This is a genomic window from Streptomyces sp. NPDC003284 (assembly GCF_053589675.1).
On the sequence record NZ_JBSFSI010000005.1, the window covers coordinates 335930 to 358019 of the forward strand.

Genomic DNA, 22090 nt, shown 5'->3' on the forward strand with positions numbered 1-22090 from the left:
ACGGTCCCTCACATCCGGAAGACGCCGAAGCCGCCGCGGGCGCCCTCGTAGGGGGCGGTGTGGACGGCGGACAGGCACAGGCCGAGCACGGTGCGGGTGTCGCGCGGGTCGATGACGCCGTCGTCGTAGAGCCGCCCGGACAGGAACATCGGCAGCGACTCGGCCTCGATCTGCTGTTCGACCATGGCGCGCAGCGCCGCGTCCGCGTCGTCGTCGTAGGGCTGTCCCTTGGCCGCCGCCGACTGCCGGGCGACGATCGACAGGACGCCCGCGAGCTGCTGCGGGCCCATCACGGCCGACTTGGCGCTGGGCCAGGCGAACAGGAAGCGCGGGTCGTAGGCCCGTCCGCACATGCCGTAGTGCCCGGCGCCGTAGGAGGCGCCCAGGAGCACGGACAGGTGCGGGACGCGGGAGTTGGAGACCGCGTTGATCATCATGGCGCCGTGCTTGATGATGCCGCCCTGCTCATACTCGCGGCCCACCATGTAGCCGGTGGTGTTGTGCAGGAACAGCAGCGGGATGTCGCGCTGGTTCGCGAGCTGGATGAACTGCGCGGCCTTCTGCGACTCCTCGCTGAACAGCACCCCCCGCGCGTTGGCCAGGATGCCGACCGGGTAGCCGTGCAGGCTCGCCCAGCCGGTGGCCAGGCTGGTCCCGTACAGCGGTTTGAACTCGTCGAAGTCGGAGGCGTCGACGATCCGGGCGATGACCTCGCGCGGGTCGAAGGGGACCTTCAGATCGCCCGGAACGATCCCGAGAAGTTCCTCGTTGTCGTATTTGGGTGGCGGTGCGAAGGGGGGATCGGGATGGGCCTTGCGGTGGTGGAGACGGGCGACGACCCGGCGCGCCTGGCGCAGCGCGTCGCGTTCGTCGACGGCGAAGTGGTCGGCGAGGCCGGACACGCGCGCGTGCATCTCGGCGCCGCCCAGCGACTCGTCGTCGCTCTCCTCGCCGGTGGCCATCTTCACCAGCGGCGGCCCGCCGAGGAACACCTTGGCGCGCTCCTTGACCATGATCGTGTGGTCGGACATGCCGGGGATGTAGGCGCCGCCCGCCGTCGAGTTGCCGAAGACGACGGCGACGGTCGGGACACCGGCCGCCGAGAGCCTGGTGAGGTCCCGGAAGATGGCGCCGCCGGGGATGAAGATCTCCTTCTGGGAGGGCAGGTCGGCGCCGCCGGACTCGACCAGGCTGATGCAGGGCAGCCGGTTGGCGAGCGCGATGTCGTTGGCGCGCAGGGCCTTCTTCAGGCTCCACGGATTGCTGGCGCCGCCGCGCACGGTCGGGTCGTTGGCGGTGATCAGGCACTCGACGCCCTCGACGACACCGATCCCGGTGACCAGCGAGGCGCCGACGGTGTACTCGCTGCCCCAGCCGGCCAGCGGCGACAGCTCCAGGAAGGGCGTGTCGGGGTCGAGCAGCAGCTCGATGCGCTCGCGGGCAAGCAGCTTGCCGCGTCCGCGGTGCCGTTCGACGTACTTGGGGCCGCCGCCCGCGAGCGCCTTCGCGTGCTCGGCCTCCAGTGCGGCGAGCCTGGCGAGCATGGCCTCGCGGTTCGCCCGGTGTTCGGCGGAGCCGGTGTCCAGGGCGGTGGGCAGGACCGTCACAGCAGAGCCTCCGGAATGTCCAGGTGGCGGGCGCGCAGCCACTCCCCGAGGGCCTTGGCCTGCGGATCGAAGCGGTGCTGGGCGGCGACGCCCTCGCCGAGGATCCCCTCGACGACGAAGTTCAGCGCGCGCAGCGCGGGCAGCGCGTGCCGGGTCACGGGCAGCGTGCGGGCCTCCGGGATCAGCTCCCGGAACCGGTCGGCGGTCAGCTCGTGCGCGAGCCACCGCCAGGCGTCGTCGGTCCGTGCCCACACCCCGACGTTGGCGCTGCCGCCCTTGTCGCCGCTGCGGGCCCCGGCGACCAGACCGAGCGGCGCCCGCCGCACCGGGCCGTCCGGCAGCGGCGGCGGCAGATCCGGTGCGGGCACGTCCGCCAGGGCGCGCGCCCGGGGCGCGGGCGGCACGGTGAGACGGCGGCCGTCGTGCAGGACGGCCGTGTGCGGGACGGAGTCCTGGGGCACATGGGCGGCCTCGAAGACGCCGTAGGGGGCGCCCTTGCCGGGCGGGGCGAGGACGTGGAAGCCGGGGTATCCGGCCAGCGCCAGTTCCACGGCGGCGCCGCTGAGGGCCCGGCCCACCGCCTCCGGGTCCCGGTCGCGCACGACGAGGCGGAGCAGCGCGCTGGCCGTCTCCTCGGTGTCGGCGTCGGGCCGGTCGGTGCGCACGAGGTCCCAGCGGACCTCGGCGGGGGCGCGCCTCGCGGCGCGCAGCGCGTCGTCGAGCTGCCGCCGCACCAGCTCGGCCTTGCGCTCGATGTCGAGCCCGGTGAGGACGAAGGTGACCTCGTTGCGGAAGCCGCCGAGCCGGTTGACGCCGACCTTGAGGGTGGGCGGCGGCGCCTCCCCGCGCACCCCGTCCACCCGCACCCGGTCCGGCCCGTCCTGGCGCAGCCGTACGGTGTCCAGCCGCGTGGTGACGTCGGGCCCGGCGTAGCGGGCGCCGCCGGTCTCGTAGAGGAGCTGGGCGGTCACCGTGCCGGTGTCCACGACCCCGCCGGTGCCGGGGTGCTTGGTGACGACGGCGCTGCCGTCGTCGTGGAGCTCGGCGAGCGGGAAGCCGGGGTGGCGCAGGCGGTCGAGGGGGTGACCGGCGAAGAAGGCGTAGTTGCCGCCGGTGACCTGCGCGCCGCACTCCAGCAGGTGCCCGGCGACGGTGGCGCCCGCGAGCCGGTCCCAGTCGTCGGGCCGCCAGCCGAAGTGGGCGGCGGCGGGGCCGGTGACCAGGGAGGCGTCGGTGACCCGGCCGGTGACGACGACGTCGGCGCCCGCGCGCAGGCACGCGGCGATCCCGAAGCCGCCGAGGTAGGCGTGGGCGGCGAGGCCGCCCGGATGGGAGGCGGTGAGGTCGTCGCCCTCGACATGGGCGACACGGACGGGAAGGCCGAGCCGGTCGGCCAGCTCCCGGACCCGTGCGGCGAGCCCGGCCGGGTTCAGTCCGCCCGCGTTGGCCACGATCCGCACGCCCCGCTCGTGCGCGAGGCCGAGGCACTCCTCCAGTTGCCGCAGGAAGGTGCGGGCGTATCCGGCGGCCGGGTCCTTCAGACGGTCGCGGCCCAGGATCAGCATGGTCAGTTCGGCGAGGTAGTCGCCGGTGAGGACGTCCAGGCCGCCGCCGGTGAGCATCTCGCGCATGGCGTCGAAGCGGTCGCCGTAGAAGCCGGAGGCATTGCCGATGCGCAGCGTCACGCGGCCGGTCCCCCGTCCGTCCTGGGCGCGCGTCCGGCGCCCGGGGGCCCGGCGAACGCCTGGGCGATGTCCAGCCAGCGGCCGGCGTCCGGCCCCTCGGCGCGTACCGCGAGGTCGGCGCGGTGGGCGCGCTGGGTGACCAGCAGGCAGAAGTCGAGCGCGGGGCCGGTGACGCGCTGCGCGGCGCCCTCGGGTCCGTACGTCCACAGGTCGCCGGAGGGCCCGCGCACCTCCACCCGGAACTCCTCCTCCGGCACGGGCAGTCCCCGCACCCCGAACGCGAAGTCCCGCGCCCGCACCCCGATGCGCACCACATGCCGCAGCCGGTCACTGGGTGCGCGCACCACACCCAGCGCGTCCGCCACGTCCTGTCCGTGCGCCCAGGTCTCCATCAGCCGCCCGGTGGCCACCGACGCCGCCGACATGGGCGGCCCGTACCAGGGGAAGCGCGCGCCGGGCGGCGCGGCCCGCAGCGCCGTGTCGAGTCCGGCGCGGACCTCCCGCCACCGGGCCAGCAGCACATCGGACGGCAGCCCGGCGCCTTCCTCCGCGCCCCGGTCCACGAACGCGTCGGGCTCGGCGAGCGCCTTCTCCACCAGCTCCCGGAACCCGTCCGCGTCGGTGACGGCGAGCAGCGCGGAACGGTCCGTCCAGGCGAGGTGCGCGATCTGATGCGCCACGCTCCACCCGGGCGCGGGCGTCGCCAGCCCCCACTCCCGCGGCGCCAACCACGCGACCAGCCGGTCGAGTTCTTCGCTTTCCTGCCGCAGATCGTCGAACACGGGTGTCGGATCGGCCATGGCAGGGAGCATGGCAGCGCCATTGAAAACAATCAAGCGTGCTTGCATGATTTTTTACCGGGCGTAGACGCCCCGGGACAGTGGCCCGATGTCAGGAGTCCAGTCGGGGGGCCGGGGGCTTGCCCCGGCCTATCTGGGTGCGTACCGCACCCATGCTCGCCGCGATGACCAGGGCTATCGCGACGAGTTCGAGGGGGGCCAGGGACTGGCTGAGGACGAGGAAACCGGCCAGGGCGGCGATGGCCGGTTCCAGGCTCATCAGGATGGCGAAGGTGGCGGCGGGCAGGCGGCGCAGGGCGAGCAGTTCCAGGGTGTACGGGAGGACGGAGGACAGCACCGCCACCGCGGCGCCGAGGCCGAAGGTCGTCGGGTCGGCCAGCTTCGTGCCGGACTCCGCGATGCCCAGCGGCAGGAACAGCACCGCGCCCACCGCCATCGCCAGGGCGAGCCCGTCGGCCTGCGGGAAGCGCCGTCCGGTGCGGGCGCTGAAGACGATGTACGCCGCCCACATCGCGCCCGCGCCCACCGCGAAGGCGGCCCCGGCCCCGTCGAGTCCGCCGAAGCCACCGCCGCCGAGGAGGAAGACGCCGACCAGGGCGAGACCCGCCCAGACCGCGTTGACCGCCCGGCGCGAGGCCACCACCGACAGGGCGAGCGGGCCGAGGACTTCGAGGGTGACGGCGGGGCCGAGGGGGATGCGGGCGACGGCCTGGTAGAAGAGGCCGTTCATCGCGGCCATGGCCACACCGAACGCGACCACCGTGCCCCAGTCGGCGCGCGAGTGCCCGCGCAGCCGGGGGCGGCAGACCACCAGCAGCACGATCGCGGCGACCAGCAGCCGCAGGCTCACCACGCCCAGCGCGCCCGCCCTCGGCATCAGCGTCACCGCGAGCGCGCCGCCGAACTGCACGGACACACACCCGGCGAGCACCAGACCCACGGGCCCGAAGGACCCGAGACGGCCCGAGCCGCCGGGGGCACCCTGTGCGCCCTGTGCGCCCTGCGGGCCACCCGGCGCCGACGCCGACGCCGACGGCAGGGGTGACGAGGAGGGCGACGGGACGGAGGTCATGGGTGCGGCGTCGGGGGTGCTCACGGGCGGTCCAGGGGCTGGTGCGGGAAGGGTCGGGGCAGGGGGCGGGGGTGGTGTGCGTGGGGGGCGCCGCCGGGAGGGGTGGTCCGGCAGGCGTTCATCGCGGTGTAGGTGTACCGGTACGCCGCGATGTACTGGTACGTCCACGGTAGTGGACCGGGTCAGGCGTGTGAACCTCTTATGGAACTTACGCCCCCACCCCGGAGGCTGTCATTCCGTGGCGGCACCTCCGTCCCCTCCCCCGCCCGGGGCCGCACCGGCGCCGTCCAGTGCCGCGGCCAGCACCTCCGCCAGGTGTCTGCCGCGCACCCCGGCGAGCTGCTCCAGCTGCGTACGGCAGGAGAAGCCGTCCGCCAGGACCACCGTGCCGTCCGGGGCGCTGCGCACGGAGGGCAGGAGCTGTTCCTCCGCGCACGCCGTGGACACCTCCCAGTGCCCCTTCTCGAAGCCGAAGTCACCGGCCAGGCCACAGCAGCCGCCGGAGAGGTCGCCGGTCAGGCCCGCCGCTGTACGCAGTCGGCGCTCCGCCTCGTCGCCGAGGACGGCGTGCTGGTGGCAGTGGGTCTGACCAGCGACGGGACGGTCGAGGCGGGGTGGCCGCCAGCCGGGGGCGTGGCGCTCAAGGGCCTGGGCGAAGGTCAGCACGCGGTCGGCCAGGCGCTGGGCGCGCGGGTCCTCGGGCAGCAGGGCGGGCAGGTCGGTGCGGAGCGCGGCGGCGCAGCTCGGTTCCAGGACGACGACCGGGGCGGTGGTCTCCAGGACCGGTTCCATCAGGTCGAGGGTGCGGCGCAGCACCGTACGGGCGCGGTCGAGCTGGCCCGTCGAGACGTAGGTGAGGCCGCAGCAGACGCGGCCCCGGCCCCGCAGGACGGAGAGCGGGTTCACGGCGGCCGATCTCCCGTCGCCGATGCGCGCCCCGGGCAGCCGCAGCGTCGGCGGCAGCGCCACCCGGAGCCCGGCCGCCTCCAGCACCCGTACGGCGGCGCTGCCCACGGACGGCGACAGATGCTCGGTGAAGGTGTCGGGCCACAGGACGACCAGGTCGCCGCCGCCCGCCGGGACCGGCCGCCGCCGGGTGCGCCACCAGCGGGTGAACGGCCGCGTCGCCAGGCGTGGGATGGCGCGCTCGGGCGCGATCCCGGCCAGGCGCTTGGCGACGGCGGCCAGCGGGGGGACGGCGGCGAGCGCGTTGAGGACCGGTGCCGTGCGGGTGGCCGCCGCCCAGCGCAGCCAGCGCGGGAGCAGGCCCATGGAGTAGTGCGCGGCGGGGCGGCGGCGCCCGGCGTAGTGGTGGTGCAGGAACTCCGCCTTGTACGTGGCCATGTCGACGCCGACCGGGCAGTCCGAGCGGCAGCCCTTGCAGGCCAGGCACAGGTCGAGGGCGTCCCGCACCTCCGTGGAGCGCCAGCCGTCGGTGATCAGCTCGCCCGCGAGCATCTCGTGCAGCAGCCGGGCCCGGCCGCGCGTGGAGTGCTCCTCGGCGCCGGTCGCCCGGAACGACGGGCACATCACGGCGGTCCCGGACGCCTCCGTCGTACGGCACTTGGCGACGCCGACGCACCGGCGGACCGCCGCGCCGAAGTCGCCGCCGTCGGCCGGATACCCGAAGGCGACGTCCACCGGTTCGCGCGGCAGCACGGCGAAGCGGAGGCCAGCGTCCAGCGGGGCGGGGCGGACCAGCATGCCCGGGTTGAGCAGGTCGTCGGGGTCCCAGACGGCCTTGGCGCGCTCGAACAGGGCGACCGTCCGCGCGCCGTACATCCTCGGCAGCAGCTCGGCGCGGGCCTGGCCGTCGCCGTGCTCCCCGGACAGCGAGCCGCCGTGCGCGGCCACCAGGTCGGCCAGCTCCTCCGAGAACAGCCGGAACCGCCCGACGCCCGCCTCGGTCAGCAGGTCGAAGTCGATGCGGACGTGGATGCAGCCGTCGCCGAAGTGCCCGTACGGAGTGCCGCGCAGGTCGTGGGCCCTGAGCAGGGAGCGGAAGTCCCGCAGATAGGGGCCCAGCCGGGCGGGCGGCACCGCGCAGTCCTCCCAGCCGGGCCAGGCCTCGGTGCCGTCCGGCATCCGGGTCGCCGTACCGGCGGCGTCCTCGCGGATGCGCCACAGGGCGCGCTGCGCGCGCGGGTCGGTGACGACCAGGGTGTCGACGGCGTCGGCCGCGCCGGTGATCGCCTCGGCTCGCGCGCGTGCCTCCGCCTCCGTGTCACCGCCCGTCTCCACGAACAGCCAGGCGCCGCCCCGGGGCAGCCCGGACGCCGAGGCGGGCACCAGGTCGCGGGCCATGCCCTCCACCGTGAGCGGCCGGTGGGGCAGCAGCGCGGGGGCCGCCTCGGCGGCGGCGCCCTCGTCCGCGTACCCGAGCACGGCCAGCGCCCGTGCGGCCGGAGCGCGGACCAGGGACACGACCGCCTCGGTCAGCACGCCCAGGGTGCCTTCCGAGCCGCAGAAGGACCGCGCCACGTCGGCGCCGCGCTCGGGCAGCAGGGCGTCCAGCGCATACCCGGAGATACGGCGGGGGAGGTCGGGGAAGCCGGTGCGCAGCCGGGCCAACTCGCCCTCGGCCAGCGCGCGCAGCCCGTCCGGCGCCCCGGCCCACTCCTTGCCGGGACGCAGCCGCTCGCCGCGCGCGGTGAGCACGGACAACTCGCGCACGCTGTCGGCGGTCGTGCCCCAGGCCACCGAGTGGGAGCCGCACGAGTTGTTGGCGATCATGCCGCCGAGCGTGCAGCGGCTGTGCGTGGACGGGTCGGGTCCGAAGCGGAGTCCGTGCGGGGCGGCGGCCTCCTGGAGCCGGTCGAGCACCAGTCCCGGCTGGACGACGGCGGTCCGGGCCACGGGGTCGAGCTCCAGCACCCGGTTCATGTGCCGGGTGAAGTCCAGCACCACGCCGGTGCCGGTCGCCTGGCCCGCGATCGACGTGCCGCCGCCGCGCGGGACCACCGGCACGCCGTGCTCCCGGCACACGGCGAGCGCCGCCGCCACGTCGTCGGCGTCCCGCGGTGCCACCACGCCCAGCGGGACCCGGCGGTAGTTGGAGGCGTCCATGGTGACCAGCGCCCGGGAGGTGACGTCGAAACCGACCTCGCCCCGGACGGCGCGCCGCAGGTCCGCCTCAAGAGCCGAGCCGGCATGAGGCGCCGACCGGGCCGAGCGATCCGTCTGATCCGTCATGCGTCCAGAATGCATCCGGCCACGGATCGTCACCCGAAGTTGTCCACAGCGCCTCCATTCTCGTCGTACGAAATGACGAGCACACCACTAGTCCGTCTCGTCTCATCGGACGGACACGGTTACGTCCCGTTTCGCCCAGCGACTACCCTCCGATCCGTGGCCGACATCGAGATCCCCGCTGACATCAAGCCCGCCGACGGACGCTTCGGCGCGGGCCCCTCCAAGGTGCGCACCGAGGCGCTGGACGCCCTCGCCGCCACCGGTACGTCCCTCATGGGCACCTCCCACCGTCAGGCTCCCGTCAAGAACCTGGTCGGCAAGGTGCGCGAGGGCATCAGCGCGCTGTTCCAGCTCCCCGAGGGCTACGAGGTGGTCCTCGGCAACGGCGGCTCCACCGCCTTCTGGGACATCGCGACCCACGGTCTGATCGAGAACAAGTCGCAGCACCTCACCTTCGGCGAGTTCAGCTCGAAGTTCGCCAAGGCAGCCAAGCTCGCGCCGTGGCTGGCCGAGCCCACCGTCGTCTCCGCCGACCCGGGCACCCACCCCGAGGCGCGGGCCGAGGCCGGCACCGACGTCTACGCCCTCACCCACAACGAGACCTCGACCGGTGTCGCCATGCCCATCCGGCGCGTGGCCGGTGCCGACGACGGCGCGCTCGTGCTGGTCGACGCCACCTCCGGCGCGGGCGGCCTGCCGGTCGACGTCTCCGAGACCGACGTCTACTACTTCGCCCCGCAGAAGTCCTTCGCCTCCGACGGCGGCCTGTGGATCGGCGTGTTCTCCCCCGCCGCGATCGAGCGCGCCGAGCGCGTCCACGCCTCCGGCCGCCACATCCCGGAGTTCTTCTCGCTGCCCACGGCGATCGACAACTCCCGCAAGAACCAGACGTACAACACCCCGGCGCTGGCCACCCTCTTCCTGCTCAACGAGCAGCTGGAGTGGATGAACGGCCAGGGCGGCCTGGACTTCACCACCGCCCGCACCAAGGACTCCTCGAACCGTCTGTACACCTGGGCGGAGGAGTCCAAGTACGCCACCCCGTTCGTCGCCGACCCGGCCAAGCGGTCCCAGGTCATCGGCACGATCGACTTCGCCGACGAGATCGACGCCGCCGCCGTCGCCAAGGCCCTGCGCGCCAACGGCATCGTCGACACCGAGCCCTACCGCAAGCTCGGCCGCAACCAGCTCCGTATCGCGATGTTCCCCGCGATCGACCCGGCGGACGTCGAGGCGCTGACGAAGTGCGTCGACTACGTCATCGAGAAGCTGTGACCGTCCGTCCACGACGGTGACCCGTGTGACGGAGGGCGCCCCCGGAGTACGTCTCCGAGGGCGCCCTCCGTCGTGCATACGCGCGCGTGCGTGCGTGCCGCCTACGCGAACTGCTGGAGGAACGCCTGCCAGCCGTCACGGGAGACGGTGAGGAGGGGGCCGTCCTGCTGCTTGCTGTCACGGACGGCACGGCCGCGGTCCGCTGTGCGGGCAACCTCTACACAGTTGCTCTCCGCACCGGAGTACGACGACTTCCGGAAGGGGCCTATAGCCTCGGTCACGATGAGTCTTCCTTCAAGGTCCGCAGTACACCCCGGATGAGCTTCGCGCTCGCGTCCGGCGCCAGTGCCGCCGATCGTAGTAGGTCGTACATATTCGCGTAAGCGGCAAGGTCTTCGGGCCCTTCAAGAACCGATGTCCCTCTGAGGTTCTCCAGGGCCACCGCCTGGACCGTCGGTTCCGAGTCGAAACTGAAGGTGGAGAAGGCCGAAGTCACTGTGGCCAGTGCTCCTACGCTGAATGGGAGTACCTGCACGGTGACGTTCTTCCGCTTCCCCACTTCAAGGATCGCCGAGAGCTGTTGCCGGTGGATCTCGACGCTCACCAGCGGATGGCTGATCACCGCTTCCCAGATGACAGCGGAGTACGCGGCACCGCCCTCGTTGATCTTCGCCTGGCGCGCCTCCCGCACCTTGAGCATCTTGGCGACGCGTTCGGAAGGCATATAGGTGGGGCTCGTCTGGATGACGGCCTCTGTGTAAGCAGAGGTCTGAAGGAGTCCGGGTACCAGAACCTGCTGCCACTCCCGGATATAGGTCGCATCGTCTTCCAGGGCGATGTGGTCCAGGTAGTCCGGTCGCAGGTGTTCCGCGTGTTCGAGCCACCAGCCGCGCTTCTTGGAGTGCTTGGCCAAATCCTCCAGCTTGGAGCGGACTTCCAGATCTTCAATCCCGTACGCGTCCAGCAGCAGCCGCACTTCGATGACGCGCGCGGTCACGCTGCCGCTCTCAAGCCTGCTGATCCTGGCCTGACTCGCCGCGATGACCTCCGCCGCCTGCGGCTGGTCCAGCTTCGCGGCCAGCCGATATTGCCTCAGCGCCGTTCCCAGGCGCCTGCTGCGCACGGTCGGTCGTCCACCTGCGGGCATGGTGTCTCCCCTCTCCTGGCGGTCACGATGCCACAGAGGTCACCCACCCCGAGAGTCCATCACTCGATCGAGTGGACAAGTGAATGCATTCACTGAAGCCTATTGCAGGCAACCCAGATTCGCCCCTAGCTTCCGGGGCATGCCCTCCACGGAAACCTTCCGCATCCCCAAGCACCGAAGGCACGTCCCCGCCGCACGCCAACGCACCGCCAAGGCGCTCGCGGACTGGGGCATCACCGGCGAACTCGCCGACTCCGTCGCCTTATTGACGAGCGAGCTCGTCACCAACGCCGTGCTCCACTGCCGGGTCACCTACGCCCAGGTCAGGGTCACCCTCACCCTGGACGGGCCGGACCTGCTGCTGGAGGTCTCCGATCCCGACCGGGACAGACTGCCCAGGCTCCACGACGCCGCCCCGGACGAGGAGGGCGGGCGCGGTCTGGCCCTCGTGACGGCGCTGGCCGACGCGTGGGGGTGCCGACAGGAGCCGTACACGAAATGCGTGTGGGCCCAGTTCACGCTCGCCGAGGCCCGGCAGGCCGGCGTCAGGGCTTGATGCTCCGGCGGACGCGGGCGATCACCTGCTGGGCTTCGGCCCCGAAGACAGCCGACTCCGCGAGCGCATCCCAGGCTCGCCGGTAGAGAGCGATCGTTTCCGCATCGTCGAGCCAGAGTTCGGCGTGCCAGTCCTCGACCGTGACCAGCCGGTCGTCCAGAATCCAGAACCCGTTCCCGGCCGGAACGCGCAAGGGAGCGTCCAGGGGCACAACCCCCAGGTGGACGGTGTCCATACCCACGACGCCGAGAAGCCGGTCCAGTTGAGCGGCCAGAACCTCCGGCGCACAGACACGGGACCGAAGCGCGGCTTCCCACATCAGCAGGTTCAACCGCTTGCCCGGCTGGTACAGCCACTCCTGCCGCTTCATCCGGGCTCGTACCGCGTTCTCCGTGTCCTGCGGAGAACGGCGGAGCCCTGCATGCGATGTGAAGAGGCTTCTGGCGTAGTCGGCGGTCTGAAGGAGGCCGTTGACGACGTGGTCGTCCCACACATGGAGCGTTCGCGACTCGCTGACGAGGGCGTTCCACGTCTCCTGCACCGGAGCATGGCCTGCCGCGAGCAGCCGCCGCCAGGACCGGATGTGACTCTCGAAGCCCTTCAGCCGAGCCCGCAGCTCATCGAAGGCGGTCGGCCGGCCCACCGCCTCGGCCCATGCCCGGAGGTCGCCGACCGTGGGTGTCTGCCGACCGCTCTCCAACTTGCTGACCTTCGACTGGGGCCACCCCAGCCGTCGGGCCAGCTCCGTACCGGTGAGCCGGCCATCAGGGTGCTCGACGCGTAACTCCCGCAGCCTCCGGCCCAGTTCCTCGCGCGCCCTCTGATAGTCCGTGCTCACCGGTGCCCGCTCTTGCCCCTACGTGTCGCTGCGCATCTCCGCCATGAACTGCTTCCACGGTACGGCGTGGTGCCAAGCAGCATCCCGGATCATGCAGCAGCGCACCACCTCCGCGGGCTCCGTGATCAGATCCACGTGCGTGAGCTGGTCGTCGTCATCGAAGCGCAGGAGTGCGATGAGTCGGCTGTCGAACAGCCAGAAGTCCTCGGCGGGCAGCCGGAGTCGATCGGCGTCGGCTCGCCACATGTTCCGGATGTCCTCGCCGGACTCGATGTTCCACCGAGCGTGCCCCAGCAGGTAGCGCTGGCCGGTGGTGGGGGACTCGTCCACCAGCCGTACCCGTTCGATGCGCTTGCCCTCCGCACTCTGGGCCTGGATCGTCCTGCGGAAGGCATTGACCGGCGTGTCCTCGGTCCAGTCCTCCGAGACGTGCCCGACCTCCATGAACTGCTTCCAGGCATCGCCGGTCTCGTCGCTCGCGTACCGCCGCCGTGTCTCCAGGCGCCACGCGGTGTGTTCGAACTTGCCGAACAGGTCGCCGAACTCGTCCAGATCGATGGTCCGCACCTGCCGCGTCCGCTCCTTCGGCGTCCAGTCCACCAGCAGGTCGCGCGGCACCACCACGGCGACCTCCCCCTCGGAAAGGTGCTGGAGCTGTGCGACGTCGTCCTGGCCGAGCGGAGGCCCGTGCACGATCACCTCGCCGCTGTCCAAGTCCTCGTGCACGGAGGGGCATCCGCCACCGTTGCTCCCCGTCCCGTTGAACCGTAACCTGCGCGCCATCCGGCCCCACTCCTCAACCCTCGACGATGTTGGCGCGCTCAGCATGTCCGTGCCTCTGTGTGAATGTCCATGCATCCAGAGTCACCGCAGGGGAATAACGGAGAATATTCGCGCCCGAGTCGAGCCCTTCCCGCCTAGCTTCGTCACGCAGAGAAGTCAGGCCGCCACATGGCGACACGGGAAGGACAGAACCCATGCTCAACGCAGACGACGACCTCTACGCCCTCGACCTCACCGACGCCTCCTTCGTCAGGGCCTGCGGAGGCCCCTGCACCGAGGGGTGTGTGACGCTCGCCCGGATCGGGGCGGACGCCTGGGCCCTCGGGGACAGCAAGCGGCCGGATGCCGAGCCGCTGCGGTTCACCTCGGAGGAGCTGAGCGCGGCCGGGATCGATCCGACCCGGTTCGGGCTGCCTCTCTGACCCCGGTGCACCACCACGCCTATCTGTGGACCGGCCCGAAGGAGCGTTTCGACCAGGACGCGCTGCGGCGCCCGCCGCACCCGGAGCCGCCGCCCGGCAGCCGGCCGGAGCTGGTCCAGCGGTACCGGGAGGTCGCCGCCGCGTTCCCGGCCTCGGAGCTGCCACCGTTGGAGACGGCGTACTGGCTGGTCAAGCCGCGTACGGCGGTGCGGGGGACGTGGCAGGAGCCGGAGGGGGCGGTGGACTGGCTCGGTGGGCGACTGGGCGCGTACGCACCACGGTTCGCGAGCAGGGCGGCTCGCGAACCGGGCCGCCTGGCCGCCCTCGCCGGCGCCGCGGCCGAGCGGCTGAGGGCGGGCGGTGACGTGGCCCTCGGGTTCTATCTGGAGCGGCCCTCGTACCTCTCCCTCGCCGTGGTGACCTGCTCGCCGAACCGGCTGCGCCCCCGCCTGCCGTGTCCGCTCACGCCGCGAACCACGGAACCCGGCAGGCATGCGGAGCATCACCCTCCGGGCACAGGGCGGTGAGGACCTGCTTGCGGATCGACCGCCAGGTGCGCAGGGAGCAGGCCAGGCGGACGTGGAGTTCGACGGGTTCGCGGGTGCCCGCGGGACGGCCCGGGTGCTCGTAGAACCACTGTTCCGCGAGGAAGTCGTACATCTCGGCGGTCGTCAGGCCGGTTCCGCTGCCCGGCAGTTCGCGGCGCACCTCCTGGCCCAGGAGCCGGGCCCCGCGGGCCCGCGCGGCCTCCTGGACGAGGCCGGTGACCCAGGCCAGGCCCTGCTCGTCGGCGTAGAGGCCGAACCTCAGGGTGCGTGTCCTCATGTCCGCGCTCTCCTCCGCTCGCGTGCGGCGCGGCGTCGCGCCGCACGGCCGGTGCTCAGGCGACGCCGTCCCGGACGATACCGCGGGCCACCTGGGCGCGCGCCGTGGCGAGTTCGGCGGCTATCCGCTGCTGCCGGACCTCGTCGAGGACCACGGCGGCCGCGGCGGGCGGCCCGGCCAGGAGGCAGGCGCGCCTGAGGTGGGTCGGCGGATGGGTGGAGTCGACGCTGTTCCCGCGCCGGGCGCCCGCGCGCCGCTGACGCTCGTACTCGTGCTCGGGTACGGACGCCAGGTGCGCGGCCAGCCGCGTCCAGAGGTCGTCCCCGTCCCGTGCGCCCGCCGCGTCGCCGCGGGCCGAACGCGCCCCGGCCAGCGCCGCGCTGTTGCACTCGCGGCGCAGGAACACGTCGACGGAGTCCAGCACCAGCATCCGGTCCATCAGCCCCACGGCGGCCTCGGTGGAGGCGGTGCGGGCGGCCTCCCGGTCGGCCAGGTACTCGGCGCGCTGGGTCGCCCGCAGGGTGAGATGGTCGAGCAGGGTCAGCGTGCCCTGGACGAGCAGCAGGGGCACCGCGTAGACGGCGTTGACGATCATCTCGCCGAGGGACGGCCGCGGGGTCGGCAGGAAGTAGTAGCGCCAGGTGGCCAGTGAGCGCAGCGCGCTGCCCACCACCCTGCCGTGCCGGGTGTCGCCGTTGCCGTAGTGGCCCAGTTCATGGCCCAGGAGCGCGACCCGCTGCTGCGGGGTCAGCACCTCCCACAGCGGCAGGCCCAGGTCCAGGGCACGGTGCCCGCGCAGGCCGCGGGACATGACACCGGCGTTGATCGCCTTGCCGACGCTGATCGTGTCCACACCGCGGGTGCCGACGGCTTCGGCGACCTCGTCGACGAGCGCGTACAGCTCCGGCGCGTCGGCGCGGCGCAGTACGGTGCCGTCGCCGAGGGGCGGGGACAGGCGCGGCCGCAGTGCCACGGCCATCACCAGCAGCACGGCCCCCAGCAGCATCAGGCCGCTCCCCCAGCCCCACACCAGGCACGCGACCCCGCCGAACAGCAGCGCCGCGGTCACGCCGTGCACGGCGAGGGCGATCACGTACGCGAGGACCGAGGCGCCGTCCCGCCGGGCACGCAGGCCGGCGCCGTCCCGGGTCACCTCGGCGTGCAGCCGCTCGCCGTGGCGCCGGGCGAGCGCGCGCCGGGCCTCCTCCAGCCGGTCCTGTCCCGGCCGCCTCCCCCGCTTCTTCCGCGTCTCCTGTTTCTGCTGCTGTTCCTGCTGCTTCTGGCGCTCCCCCGGGTCGACGTTCCAGTCGCAGGAGGCGCACCAGACGGTGAACCGTTCGTCGACCGGGATCTGCGCCCCGCATTCCGGGCACGGCCGGGTCGTTCCCCCCACAGCGGTGGACATGACGGTGCTGCTCTCCCCTCCTCGCGGCCCCTCCCCAAGGGCCGCCCGAACACGGCAGGGAGATCTGATCATGTCAACCCGGTCCGGTAAAGCGGGATTCACGACCGGCGCCGGAAGAGCCGTCCCAGCCCGAACACCGCGAGGGCGACGGCGAGCACCGCGACGGCGCCCTTGGTGAGCTTGCCCGTGGTGCCGCTGCCCGCCGTGTCCGAGGCGCCGGACTTGCCGTCCTTGGACGAACCGGAGCCGTCCGCCCCGCCCCCGGGCGCGTCCTCCGCCTTCACGGGGCTCTCGGCGCCCTCGCTGCCGTAGAGGAGCTTGGTGCCGTCGGCGCTGTAGGTGACCGACTCGCCCTGCCGTTGCAGGGGCATGTCGAGGGTGCCGAGGCGTTTGATCTTCCCGCCGTTCCAGTCGTAGTAGATGCCGCCGAAGTAGCCGCGCACGGCGAGCCGGGTGCCGTCGGGGGAGAACGCGGCGTCGGTGGCCCACAGGTCGACGGGGGCGATCGGCCTGAAGACGTTGGTCCCGGAGGCGGACAGATGGGCCGGGCCCTCGAAGAGGTGGCCGCCGTCCTCCTTCTTGTCGATGATGTAGACGCGTCCCGTCTTCGGGTGCACGATCAGCGACTCGGCGTTGCGAGCGCCGTCGGAGTACTTCACCACGTACTGCGTGGCCCGGACCGTCTGGTCCTTCAGCTCCTTCGGCTCGGGCAGCCGGTAGATCCACACATGGGGCCAGGTGCCGTCGAGGTTGTCGCCGATGTCGCCGACGTAGATCTCGTTGCCGGGGCCTATGGAGATCGCCTCGACGTCGCGGGGGCGGCCGATGCCCGCGAGGGTGACCCTGGCGACGGTCTTCCCGGTGCGGCTGTCCACGGCGTAGAGGTACGGACCGTCGTCGCTGTCGTTGTGGGTCCAGTAGATCCCGGGGTGCAGGTGCGAGGCGGCGAGGCCGCTGGACTCCTTGATCCTCGGGTCCGTGATGGTGAACCCGCCGTCCCCGTCGGCGGCGAGGACGGGCGAGGCGGCGGCGGGCACGGCGAACGCGCCCAAGAACAGGGCCCCGGCAAGCAGGGCGGACGGTCGGCGCATGCCCCAAGCCTGCCATCACCCGCGGGTGTTCAGGCGGGGTGGCCGTCCGCCCGCGCACGAGGGCGACCGCGGAGCCGCCCCGGAGCGGCCCCGGCGCACCCCGGGAACACCCCCGGGCCGCCGCGCGCCGCGCCGATCGTCCATCATGAGCGGATGCTCAGGTTCATGCCCGTCGGTGACTCCATGACGATCGGGAGCGCGGGGGAGCACACCTGGCGCTACCGGCTGTGGCGGCATCTGCGCGCCACGTACGACGGCCCGTTCACCCTGGTCGGCCCGCGCGAGGCGCTGTACGACAAGGCGGCCGACGCACCCGTGTCGTACGCGTACGCCGACCCCGACCCCGCTTTCCCGCGCGCCCACCTGGCCGGGTGGGGCGAGGGCTGGACGCACATGGCGCCGGTGATCGGCGAGGCGGTGCGCGCCTGCCGGGCGGATGTGCTGCTCGTCTCCCTCGGCCTGATCGACCTGGGCTTCTACACCGACGCCGGACAGACGGAGGAGAACGTGCGCGCCTTCGTCGCCGGGGCGCGCGCCGCCAACCCCCGCGTCCGGGCGGTGCTGCTCCCGGTCGCCCCGAACGTCCGCGCCCGCGACGACGCGCCCTTCGCCGCCCAGGTCGCCCTGTTCAACGACCTCCTCGCCAAGGCCGCCGCCGACCTCGACGAGCCGCGCTCCCCGCTGCTGCTCGCCACCTGGCCCAACGGCCACGACATCGACCGCGACACCTACGACGGCACGCATCCCAACACCGGCGGCGAACACGTCATCGCGCGGGCGTTCGCGGACGCGATGCACCAGGGCTGGGGCATCGGACAGCCGTACGTGACGGGAACAGACTGACCGGAATGGCCGAATACCGGCGTCTCTCCGGCGCTGTGCGTATCGTTGTACCGCGCGGTTGCCCTCTCCGCGAGGCAACCGGGGAGGAGCGCCACGATGACCGTCCTGGAAGACAGGATCGCGATGACCGACGCCAGTACCGAGCAGTTGGACGTGTGGTTCGAGCGTCTTGAGCGTATGCCCGTCCCCGAAGGATTCAGGGTCGAGATCGTCGGGGGCAGCGTCTTCATGACACCGCAGCGGGACACACACTGGCAGATCATCCGGCGATTCCTGTGGGCGATCGACGACAGGTTCGGAAGGGAAGCCATGGTGTTCTCCGACGTCCGCATCGACTTCCCCGGCCACCAGAACGGCTTCTGTCCGGACGTCGCCCTGCTCCGTGAGGGCGCGAAGAAGGACGCCAAGGGCCACTGGCGCCACCAGGACGTCGTCTTCGTCGCCGAGGTCATCTCCGAGGGCACGGCACCGAACGACTACGGCCCCAAGAAGTTCGCCTACGCGGAGGCCGAGGTCCCCGTCTACGTCATCGCCGACCCCTACCAGGGGCGCTGCTTCGTGCACGCCGACCCCGAGGACGGCGACTACGGCAGCAGGACCGTGGTCGACTTCGGCACCGATGTCGACCTGACCGGCACGTCGGTGGACCTCCTCGTGCCGACCGACGAGTTCCCCCGCGACACCCCGCGCGACTGAGGCGACTCGCTCTTGCCTGGAGCGCACTCGAAGTCGTTGGCTGGGGAGTCATGAAGTACACACAGCTCGGACGCACCGGACTCAAGGTCAGCAGGCTGGTCCTCGGCACGATGAACTTCGGTCCGCAGACCGACGAGGCGGACAGCCACGCGATCATGGACGCGGCGGTGGACGCCGGGATCAACTTCTTCGACACCGCCAATGTGTACGGCTGGGGCGAGAACAAGGGCCGCACCGAGTCGATCATCGGCAGCTGGTTCGCCCGGGGCGGCGACCGCCGGGACAAGGTCGTCCTCGCCACCAAGGTCTACGGCAACATGGGCACCGACGGCGAGCCCTGGCCCAACCACGACAAGCTCTCCGCGCTGAACATCCGGCGGGCCGTCGACGCCTCCCTCAAGCGGCTGGGCACCGACCACATCGATCTGTACCAGTTCCACCACATCGACCGCGCCACCCCCTTCGAGGAGATCTGGCAGGCCGTCGACGTCCTGGTGCGCCAGGGCAAGATCCTCTACGCCGGGTCCTCCAACTTCCCCGGGTACAAGATCGCCCAGGCGAACGAGACCGCGGCCCGGCTCGGCTCGTACGGCCTGGTCAGCGAGCAGTGCCTGTACAACCTGGTCGAGCGGCGCGCCGAGATGGAGGTCATCCCGGCCGCCCGGGACTACGGGCTCGGGGTCATCCCCTGGTCGCCGCTGCACGGCGGGCTGCTGGGCGGGGTGCTCAAGAAGCAGGCGGAGGGTGGCCGCCGCTCCGGCGGGCGCACCGTCGACTCCCTCGCCGATCCGGAGCTGCGCGGCAAGGTCCAGGCGTACGAGGACCTGCTCGACAAGCACGGCCTCGAACCGGGCGAGACCGCGCTCGCCTGGCTGCTCACCCGGCCGGGGGTGACCGGTCCGATCGTCGGTCCGCGCACCGCCGGGCAGCTCGCGTCCGCGCTGCGCGCCGTCGAGCTGGAGCTGAGCGAGGAACTGCTGACCGAGCTGGACGCGATCTTCCCGGGGCCGGGGCCGTCGCCGGAGGCCTTCGCCTGGTGAGGCGGGCCGGTCGGGTCAGGCGGGCCTGGCGGGTCTGGCGGGCCGGGGGCACCTGAACGGGCGCGGGCGCGGTGGCCGTCGCCGCCGCGCCCGCGGTCACCGGCCGACCGCTGCCGCGATGGCGACGACGATCAACATCAGCACAAGCGCACCGGCCATGATCCGGTTCCGGGTTTTCGGGTCCACGCATGCGAGCCTAACCGGCGCCGCCCAGCGGCCAGCGGGCGACCGTGTCGTAGCGGGGCTGTGCGCCGGGCACCCCGGAGGCGGGCAGCAGGCTGTGTACGAGGACGATCTCGTCGACCGTCCAGGTGCGGCCGGTGAAGCCGGCCAGGGCGTCGGCGTGCGGACGGACGTCCGCCAGGGGCGGGCGGCCGCGGGCCAGGGTCAGATGGGGCCGGTAGGGGCGGTGCCCGTCCGCCGCCGTACCCGGCGCGCCCGCCCTGCGGCCGGCCGCCTGGGCGCGTTCTGCCAGCAGCCGCAGCGCCGGCAGATCGCCCTCCGCGCCGGTCCACAGCGCCTTCCCGTGCCCGAACCGGCCGCCGCCGCGCAGGGCGAGGGGGAAGGGGCGGGTGCGGTGCGCGGCCTTCACGAGGCGGGTCTCCAGCTCGGGCACGGTCTCCTCGGCGACCTCGCCGTAGAAGGCGAGCGTGAGGTGCCACCCGGCCCGACCGGTCCAGCGCAGCCGGTCCGCGCCGGGCAGCGCGCGCAGCGCCGCCACCTCGTCCGCCAGGGCGTCCAGGACGTCCGGCGGGGGCAGGACGGCGGCGAAGAGTCTCATGGGTCCAGTGTCCCCGGCACGGTGCGTGTCGTTGTACTGCTCAGCCGCAGGCGGCCCGGCGGCGGCCGGAGGAAGCGGTACCGGGGCTGTACCACGCGGACGGGACCCAGATGGCCGACCAGAGCCACGGACTCACCCTCGACACTCTGTTCGAGCAACTGGAACGCATGCGTGTCCCCGAGGGCTTCAAGACCGAGATCGTCGGTGGGCACATCCACGTGACGGCGCAGCGGACAACACACTGGGAGATCACCGCCGCCGTCTACGAGCAGTTGCGTGCCCGGTATCCGCGCGTGCGCGTGGTGTCCGATGTCCGCATGGACTACCCCGGGTATCTCAACGGCTTCGCATCCGACGTCGTGGCCCTGGGGGAGCGCGCCCAGCAGGACGAGAACGGCCACTGGCGGCCCGAGGGCGTCGACATCGTCACCGAGGTGATCTCCAAGGACACCGCCAGGAACGACTACGGGCCGAAGAAGGACGCCTACGCCGCCGCCGGAGTGCCGGTGTATCTGATCGTGGACCCGTACACCGGTGTGTGGCACCTGCACACCCTGCCGAAGGACGGCGAGTACCGGGGCGGACTCAGCCTCGGCTTCGGCGACGACATCGACCTGACCGGCACCCCCGTCGGTCTCGTCCTCAGGACCAGTGAGTTCCCCCGGGACTGCCCCGGGGGAACTCGTTCACGCCGCCGCCGCCAGTTCCTCCCGGCGCTCCCGCGGGACGAGGCCGACCCGGGGGTGGCCGCGGTGCCAGCCGACCGTGAGGCGCAGGCCGCCGAGGCGGGTCAGGACCAGGCCGATGGTGACGGCCGCGGTGAGCGAGATGAGACCGCCGAGGGCGAAGCCGACCCGGGCGCCGTAGGCGTCGGTGACCCAGCCGACCAGGGGCGCGCCCAGCGGGGTGCCGCCCACGAAGACCATCATGAACAGGGCCATCACCCGGCCGCGCATGGCCGGGTCGGTGGACATCTGGACGGCCGTGTTGGCGGTGACGTTGACCGTCAGGCCGAAGACGCCGATGGGCGCCATCAGCAGCGCGAACAGCCAGTACGACGGGGCCAGCGCGGCGACGATCTCCAGCACGCCGAAGAGCGCGGCGGCGCCGACCAGCACCCGCAGCCGGGCGGTGCCGCGCCGGGCGGCGAGCAGGGCGCCGACCAGGGAGCCGACCGCCATGACGGTGTTGAAGAGGCTGTAGGCACCGGCTCCGGCGTGGAAGACGTCGTCGGCGTAGGCCGACAGCCACACCGGGAAGTTGAAGCCGAAGGTACCGATGAAGCCGACCAGCACGATCGGCCAGACCAGGTCGGGGCGGCCCGCGACATAGCGCAGGCCCTCGCGGAGCTGGCCCTTGCCGCGCGGGGTGCGCCGGACGGCGTGCAGCTCACGGGCGCGCATCAGCAGCAGGCCGCCGATGGGCGCGACGAAGGAGAGGCCGTTGGCGAGGAAGGCCCAGCCGGTGCCGACCCCGGTGATCATGAGGCCCGCGACGGCGGGGCCGACCAGCCGGGCGGACTGGAAGTTCGCCGAGTTCAGGCTGACCGCGTTCTGGAGCTGCTCGGGGCCGACCATCTCGGACACGAAGGACTGGCGGGCCGGGTTGTCCACGACCGTGGCCATGCCGACCGCGAACGCGGCGAGGTAGACGTGCCAGACCTGGACGTGGCCGCTGAGCGTGAGCGCGGCGAGCGCCAGGCCGGTGAGGGCCATCGCGGACTGGGTGACGAGCAGGGCGGGACGCTTGGGCAGCCGGTCGACGAGGACGCCGCCGTAGAGGCCGAACAGGAGCATCGGCAGGAACTGGAGGGCCGTGGTGATGCCCACGGCGGCGGAGGAGCCGGTGAGACTGAGGACCAGCCAGTCCTGGGCGATGCGCTGCATCCAGGTGCCGGTGTTGGAGACGACCTGGCCCAGGAAGAACAGCCGGTAGTTCCTGACCTTCAGCGAACTGAACATCGAGGACCTGCGGGGCGAGTCGTGGGCCGTCGGTGCGGGGGCGGAAGCTGCTCCGGATCCCGTACTCAAAG

At 72.4% G+C, this 22090-nt stretch carries 21 protein-coding genes and 1 pseudogene; 8 read left to right on the plus strand and 14 right to left on the minus strand.

Annotated features, from left to right (window positions below):
* Window positions 1–8 precede the first annotated feature (8 nt).
* The 5 genes from ACWDYF_RS13850 to ACWDYF_RS13870 form a co-directional block, all read right to left on the minus strand.
* The gene (locus ACWDYF_RS13850) at window positions 9–1607 is read right to left on the minus strand and encodes an acyl-CoA carboxylase subunit beta (protein WP_389463078.1); all 1599 of its coding nucleotides are present in this window, start codon (window positions 1605–1607) and stop codon (window positions 9–11) included.
* A complete protein-coding gene (locus ACWDYF_RS13855; RefSeq protein ID WP_389463080.1) occupies window positions 1604–3292 on the minus strand; it encodes an acyclic terpene utilization AtuA family protein in 1689 nt (562 codons plus the stop codon). Before ACWDYF_RS13855 ends, ACWDYF_RS13850 begins: the two co-directional genes overlap by 4 nt.
* Complete coding sequence (locus ACWDYF_RS13860; RefSeq protein WP_389463082.1) at window positions 3289–4092, minus strand: TIGR03084 family metal-binding protein; 804 nt, start codon at window positions 4090–4092, stop codon at window positions 3289–3291. The genes ACWDYF_RS13855 and ACWDYF_RS13860 overlap by 4 nt, the downstream gene beginning before the upstream one ends.
* 91 nt (window positions 4093–4183) lie before the next feature.
* Window positions 4184–5164 (minus strand): EamA family transporter, encoded by a 981-nt coding sequence (locus ACWDYF_RS13865; protein WP_389463320.1) that lies wholly within the window; start codon window positions 5162–5164, stop codon window positions 4184–4186.
* 231 nt (window positions 5165–5395) lie between these two features.
* Window positions 5396–8356: an FAD-binding and (Fe-S)-binding domain-containing protein gene (locus tag ACWDYF_RS13870; RefSeq protein ID WP_389463084.1), complete on the minus strand. Its 2961-nt coding sequence runs from the start codon at window positions 8354–8356 to the stop codon at window positions 5396–5398.
* A gap of 156 nt (window positions 8357–8512) precedes the next feature.
* Here ACWDYF_RS13870 and serC point away from each other — a divergent pair, with 156 nt between their 5' ends.
* Complete coding sequence (gene serC, locus ACWDYF_RS13875; protein WP_381737379.1) at window positions 8513–9631, plus strand: phosphoserine transaminase; 1119 nt, start codon at window positions 8513–8515, stop codon at window positions 9629–9631.
* 101 nt (window positions 9632–9732) lie between these two features.
* Here the strand turns inward: serC and ACWDYF_RS13880 are convergent, their stop codons facing one another.
* Window positions 9733–9912 carry a DUF397 domain-containing protein gene (locus tag ACWDYF_RS13880; RefSeq protein ID WP_389463087.1) on the minus strand — a complete coding sequence of 60 codons (180 nt, stop codon included), beginning with the start codon at window positions 9910–9912 and terminating at the stop codon, window positions 9733–9735.
* A complete protein-coding gene (locus ACWDYF_RS13885; RefSeq protein ID WP_026252416.1) occupies window positions 9909–10778 on the minus strand; it encodes a helix-turn-helix domain-containing protein in 870 nt (289 codons plus the stop codon). Before ACWDYF_RS13885 ends, ACWDYF_RS13880 begins: the two co-directional genes overlap by 4 nt.
* A 139-nt stretch (window positions 10779–10917) precedes the next feature.
* Here ACWDYF_RS13885 and ACWDYF_RS13890 point away from each other — a divergent pair, with 139 nt between their 5' ends.
* Window positions 10918–11334 carry an ATP-binding protein gene (locus ACWDYF_RS13890; protein ID WP_389463090.1) on the plus strand — a complete coding sequence of 139 codons (417 nt, stop codon included), beginning with the start codon at window positions 10918–10920 and terminating at the stop codon, window positions 11332–11334.
* Here the strand turns inward: ACWDYF_RS13890 and ACWDYF_RS13895 are convergent.
* Both ACWDYF_RS13895 and ACWDYF_RS13900 read right to left on the minus strand, forming a co-directional pair.
* Window positions 11324–12172: a helix-turn-helix domain-containing protein gene (locus ACWDYF_RS13895; RefSeq protein WP_389463092.1), complete on the minus strand. Its 849-nt coding sequence runs from the start codon at window positions 12170–12172 to the stop codon at window positions 11324–11326. The genes ACWDYF_RS13890 and ACWDYF_RS13895 overlap by 11 nt on opposite strands.
* An 18-nt stretch (window positions 12173–12190) precedes the next feature.
* Window positions 12191–12955, minus strand: a complete 765-nt coding sequence (locus ACWDYF_RS13900; RefSeq protein WP_389463094.1) for a DUF6879 family protein — start codon at window positions 12953–12955, stop codon at window positions 12191–12193.
* 194 nt (window positions 12956–13149) lie between these two features.
* Between ACWDYF_RS13900 and ACWDYF_RS13905 the strand changes: the two genes are divergently transcribed.
* Together ACWDYF_RS13905 and ACWDYF_RS13910 are read left to right on the plus strand one after the other, a co-directional pair.
* Entirely contained in the window at window positions 13150–13377 is a 228-nt protein-coding gene (locus tag ACWDYF_RS13905; RefSeq protein WP_381737370.1) for a DUF397 domain-containing protein, read from the plus strand.
* Window positions 13378–13382: 5 nt separating this feature from the next.
* The gene (locus ACWDYF_RS13910) at window positions 13383–13904 is read left to right on the plus strand and encodes a hypothetical protein (protein ID WP_389463097.1); all 522 of its coding nucleotides are present in this window, start codon (window positions 13383–13385) and stop codon (window positions 13902–13904) included.
* Here ACWDYF_RS13910 and ACWDYF_RS13915 read toward each other — a convergent pair.
* From ACWDYF_RS13915 to ACWDYF_RS13925, 3 genes are all read right to left on the minus strand, one after another.
* Entirely contained in the window at window positions 13840–14202 is a 363-nt protein-coding gene (locus ACWDYF_RS13915; RefSeq protein ID WP_037895567.1) for a hypothetical protein, read from the minus strand. The genes ACWDYF_RS13910 and ACWDYF_RS13915 overlap by 65 nt on opposite strands.
* A 55-nt stretch (window positions 14203–14257) precedes the next feature.
* Window positions 14258–15607 (minus strand): M48 family metallopeptidase, encoded by a 1350-nt coding sequence (locus tag ACWDYF_RS13920; RefSeq protein ID WP_389463099.1) that lies wholly within the window; start codon window positions 15605–15607, stop codon window positions 14258–14260.
* 98 nt (window positions 15608–15705) lie between these two features.
* Entirely contained in the window at window positions 15706–16698 is a 993-nt protein-coding gene (locus ACWDYF_RS13925) for a WD40 repeat domain-containing protein (RefSeq protein ID WP_389463101.1), read from the minus strand.
* Between the two features lie 153 nt (window positions 16699–16851).
* On the opposite strand from ACWDYF_RS13925, the gene ACWDYF_RS13930 reads away from it, so the two are divergent.
* The 3 genes from ACWDYF_RS13930 (at window position 16852) to ACWDYF_RS13940 (ending at window position 19277) form a co-directional block, all read left to right on the plus strand.
* The gene (locus tag ACWDYF_RS13930) at window positions 16852–17541 is read left to right on the plus strand and encodes a GDSL-type esterase/lipase family protein (RefSeq protein ID WP_381737361.1); all 690 of its coding nucleotides are present in this window, start codon (window positions 16852–16854) and stop codon (window positions 17539–17541) included.
* Between the two features lie 96 nt (window positions 17542–17637).
* Entirely contained in the window at window positions 17638–18237 is a 600-nt protein-coding gene (locus tag ACWDYF_RS13935) for a Uma2 family endonuclease (protein WP_389463103.1), read from the plus strand.
* 50 nt (window positions 18238–18287) lie between these two features.
* Window positions 18288–19277 carry an aldo/keto reductase gene (locus ACWDYF_RS13940; RefSeq protein ID WP_389463105.1) on the plus strand — a complete coding sequence of 330 codons (990 nt, stop codon included), beginning with the start codon at window positions 18288–18290 and terminating at the stop codon, window positions 19275–19277.
* Between the two features lie 196 nt (window positions 19278–19473).
* On the opposite strand, the gene thpR is transcribed toward ACWDYF_RS13940, so the two are convergent.
* Window positions 19474–20058 (minus strand): RNA 2',3'-cyclic phosphodiesterase, encoded by a 585-nt coding sequence (thpR, locus tag ACWDYF_RS13945; protein ID WP_389463106.1) that lies wholly within the window; start codon window positions 20056–20058, stop codon window positions 19474–19476.
* A 167-nt stretch (window positions 20059–20225) separates the two neighbouring features.
* Here thpR and ACWDYF_RS13950 point away from each other — a divergent pair.
* Window positions 20226–20642 (plus strand): annotated as a pseudogene (locus ACWDYF_RS13950) (Uma2 family endonuclease); the annotation flags it as partial.
* A 102-nt stretch (window positions 20643–20744) separates the two neighbouring features.
* Here the strand turns inward: ACWDYF_RS13950 and ACWDYF_RS13955 are convergent.
* The gene (locus ACWDYF_RS13955) at window positions 20745–22019 is read right to left on the minus strand and encodes an MFS transporter (RefSeq protein ID WP_037895578.1); all 1275 of its coding nucleotides are present in this window, start codon (window positions 22017–22019) and stop codon (window positions 20745–20747) included.
* Window positions 22020–22090: the final 71 nt, after the last annotated feature.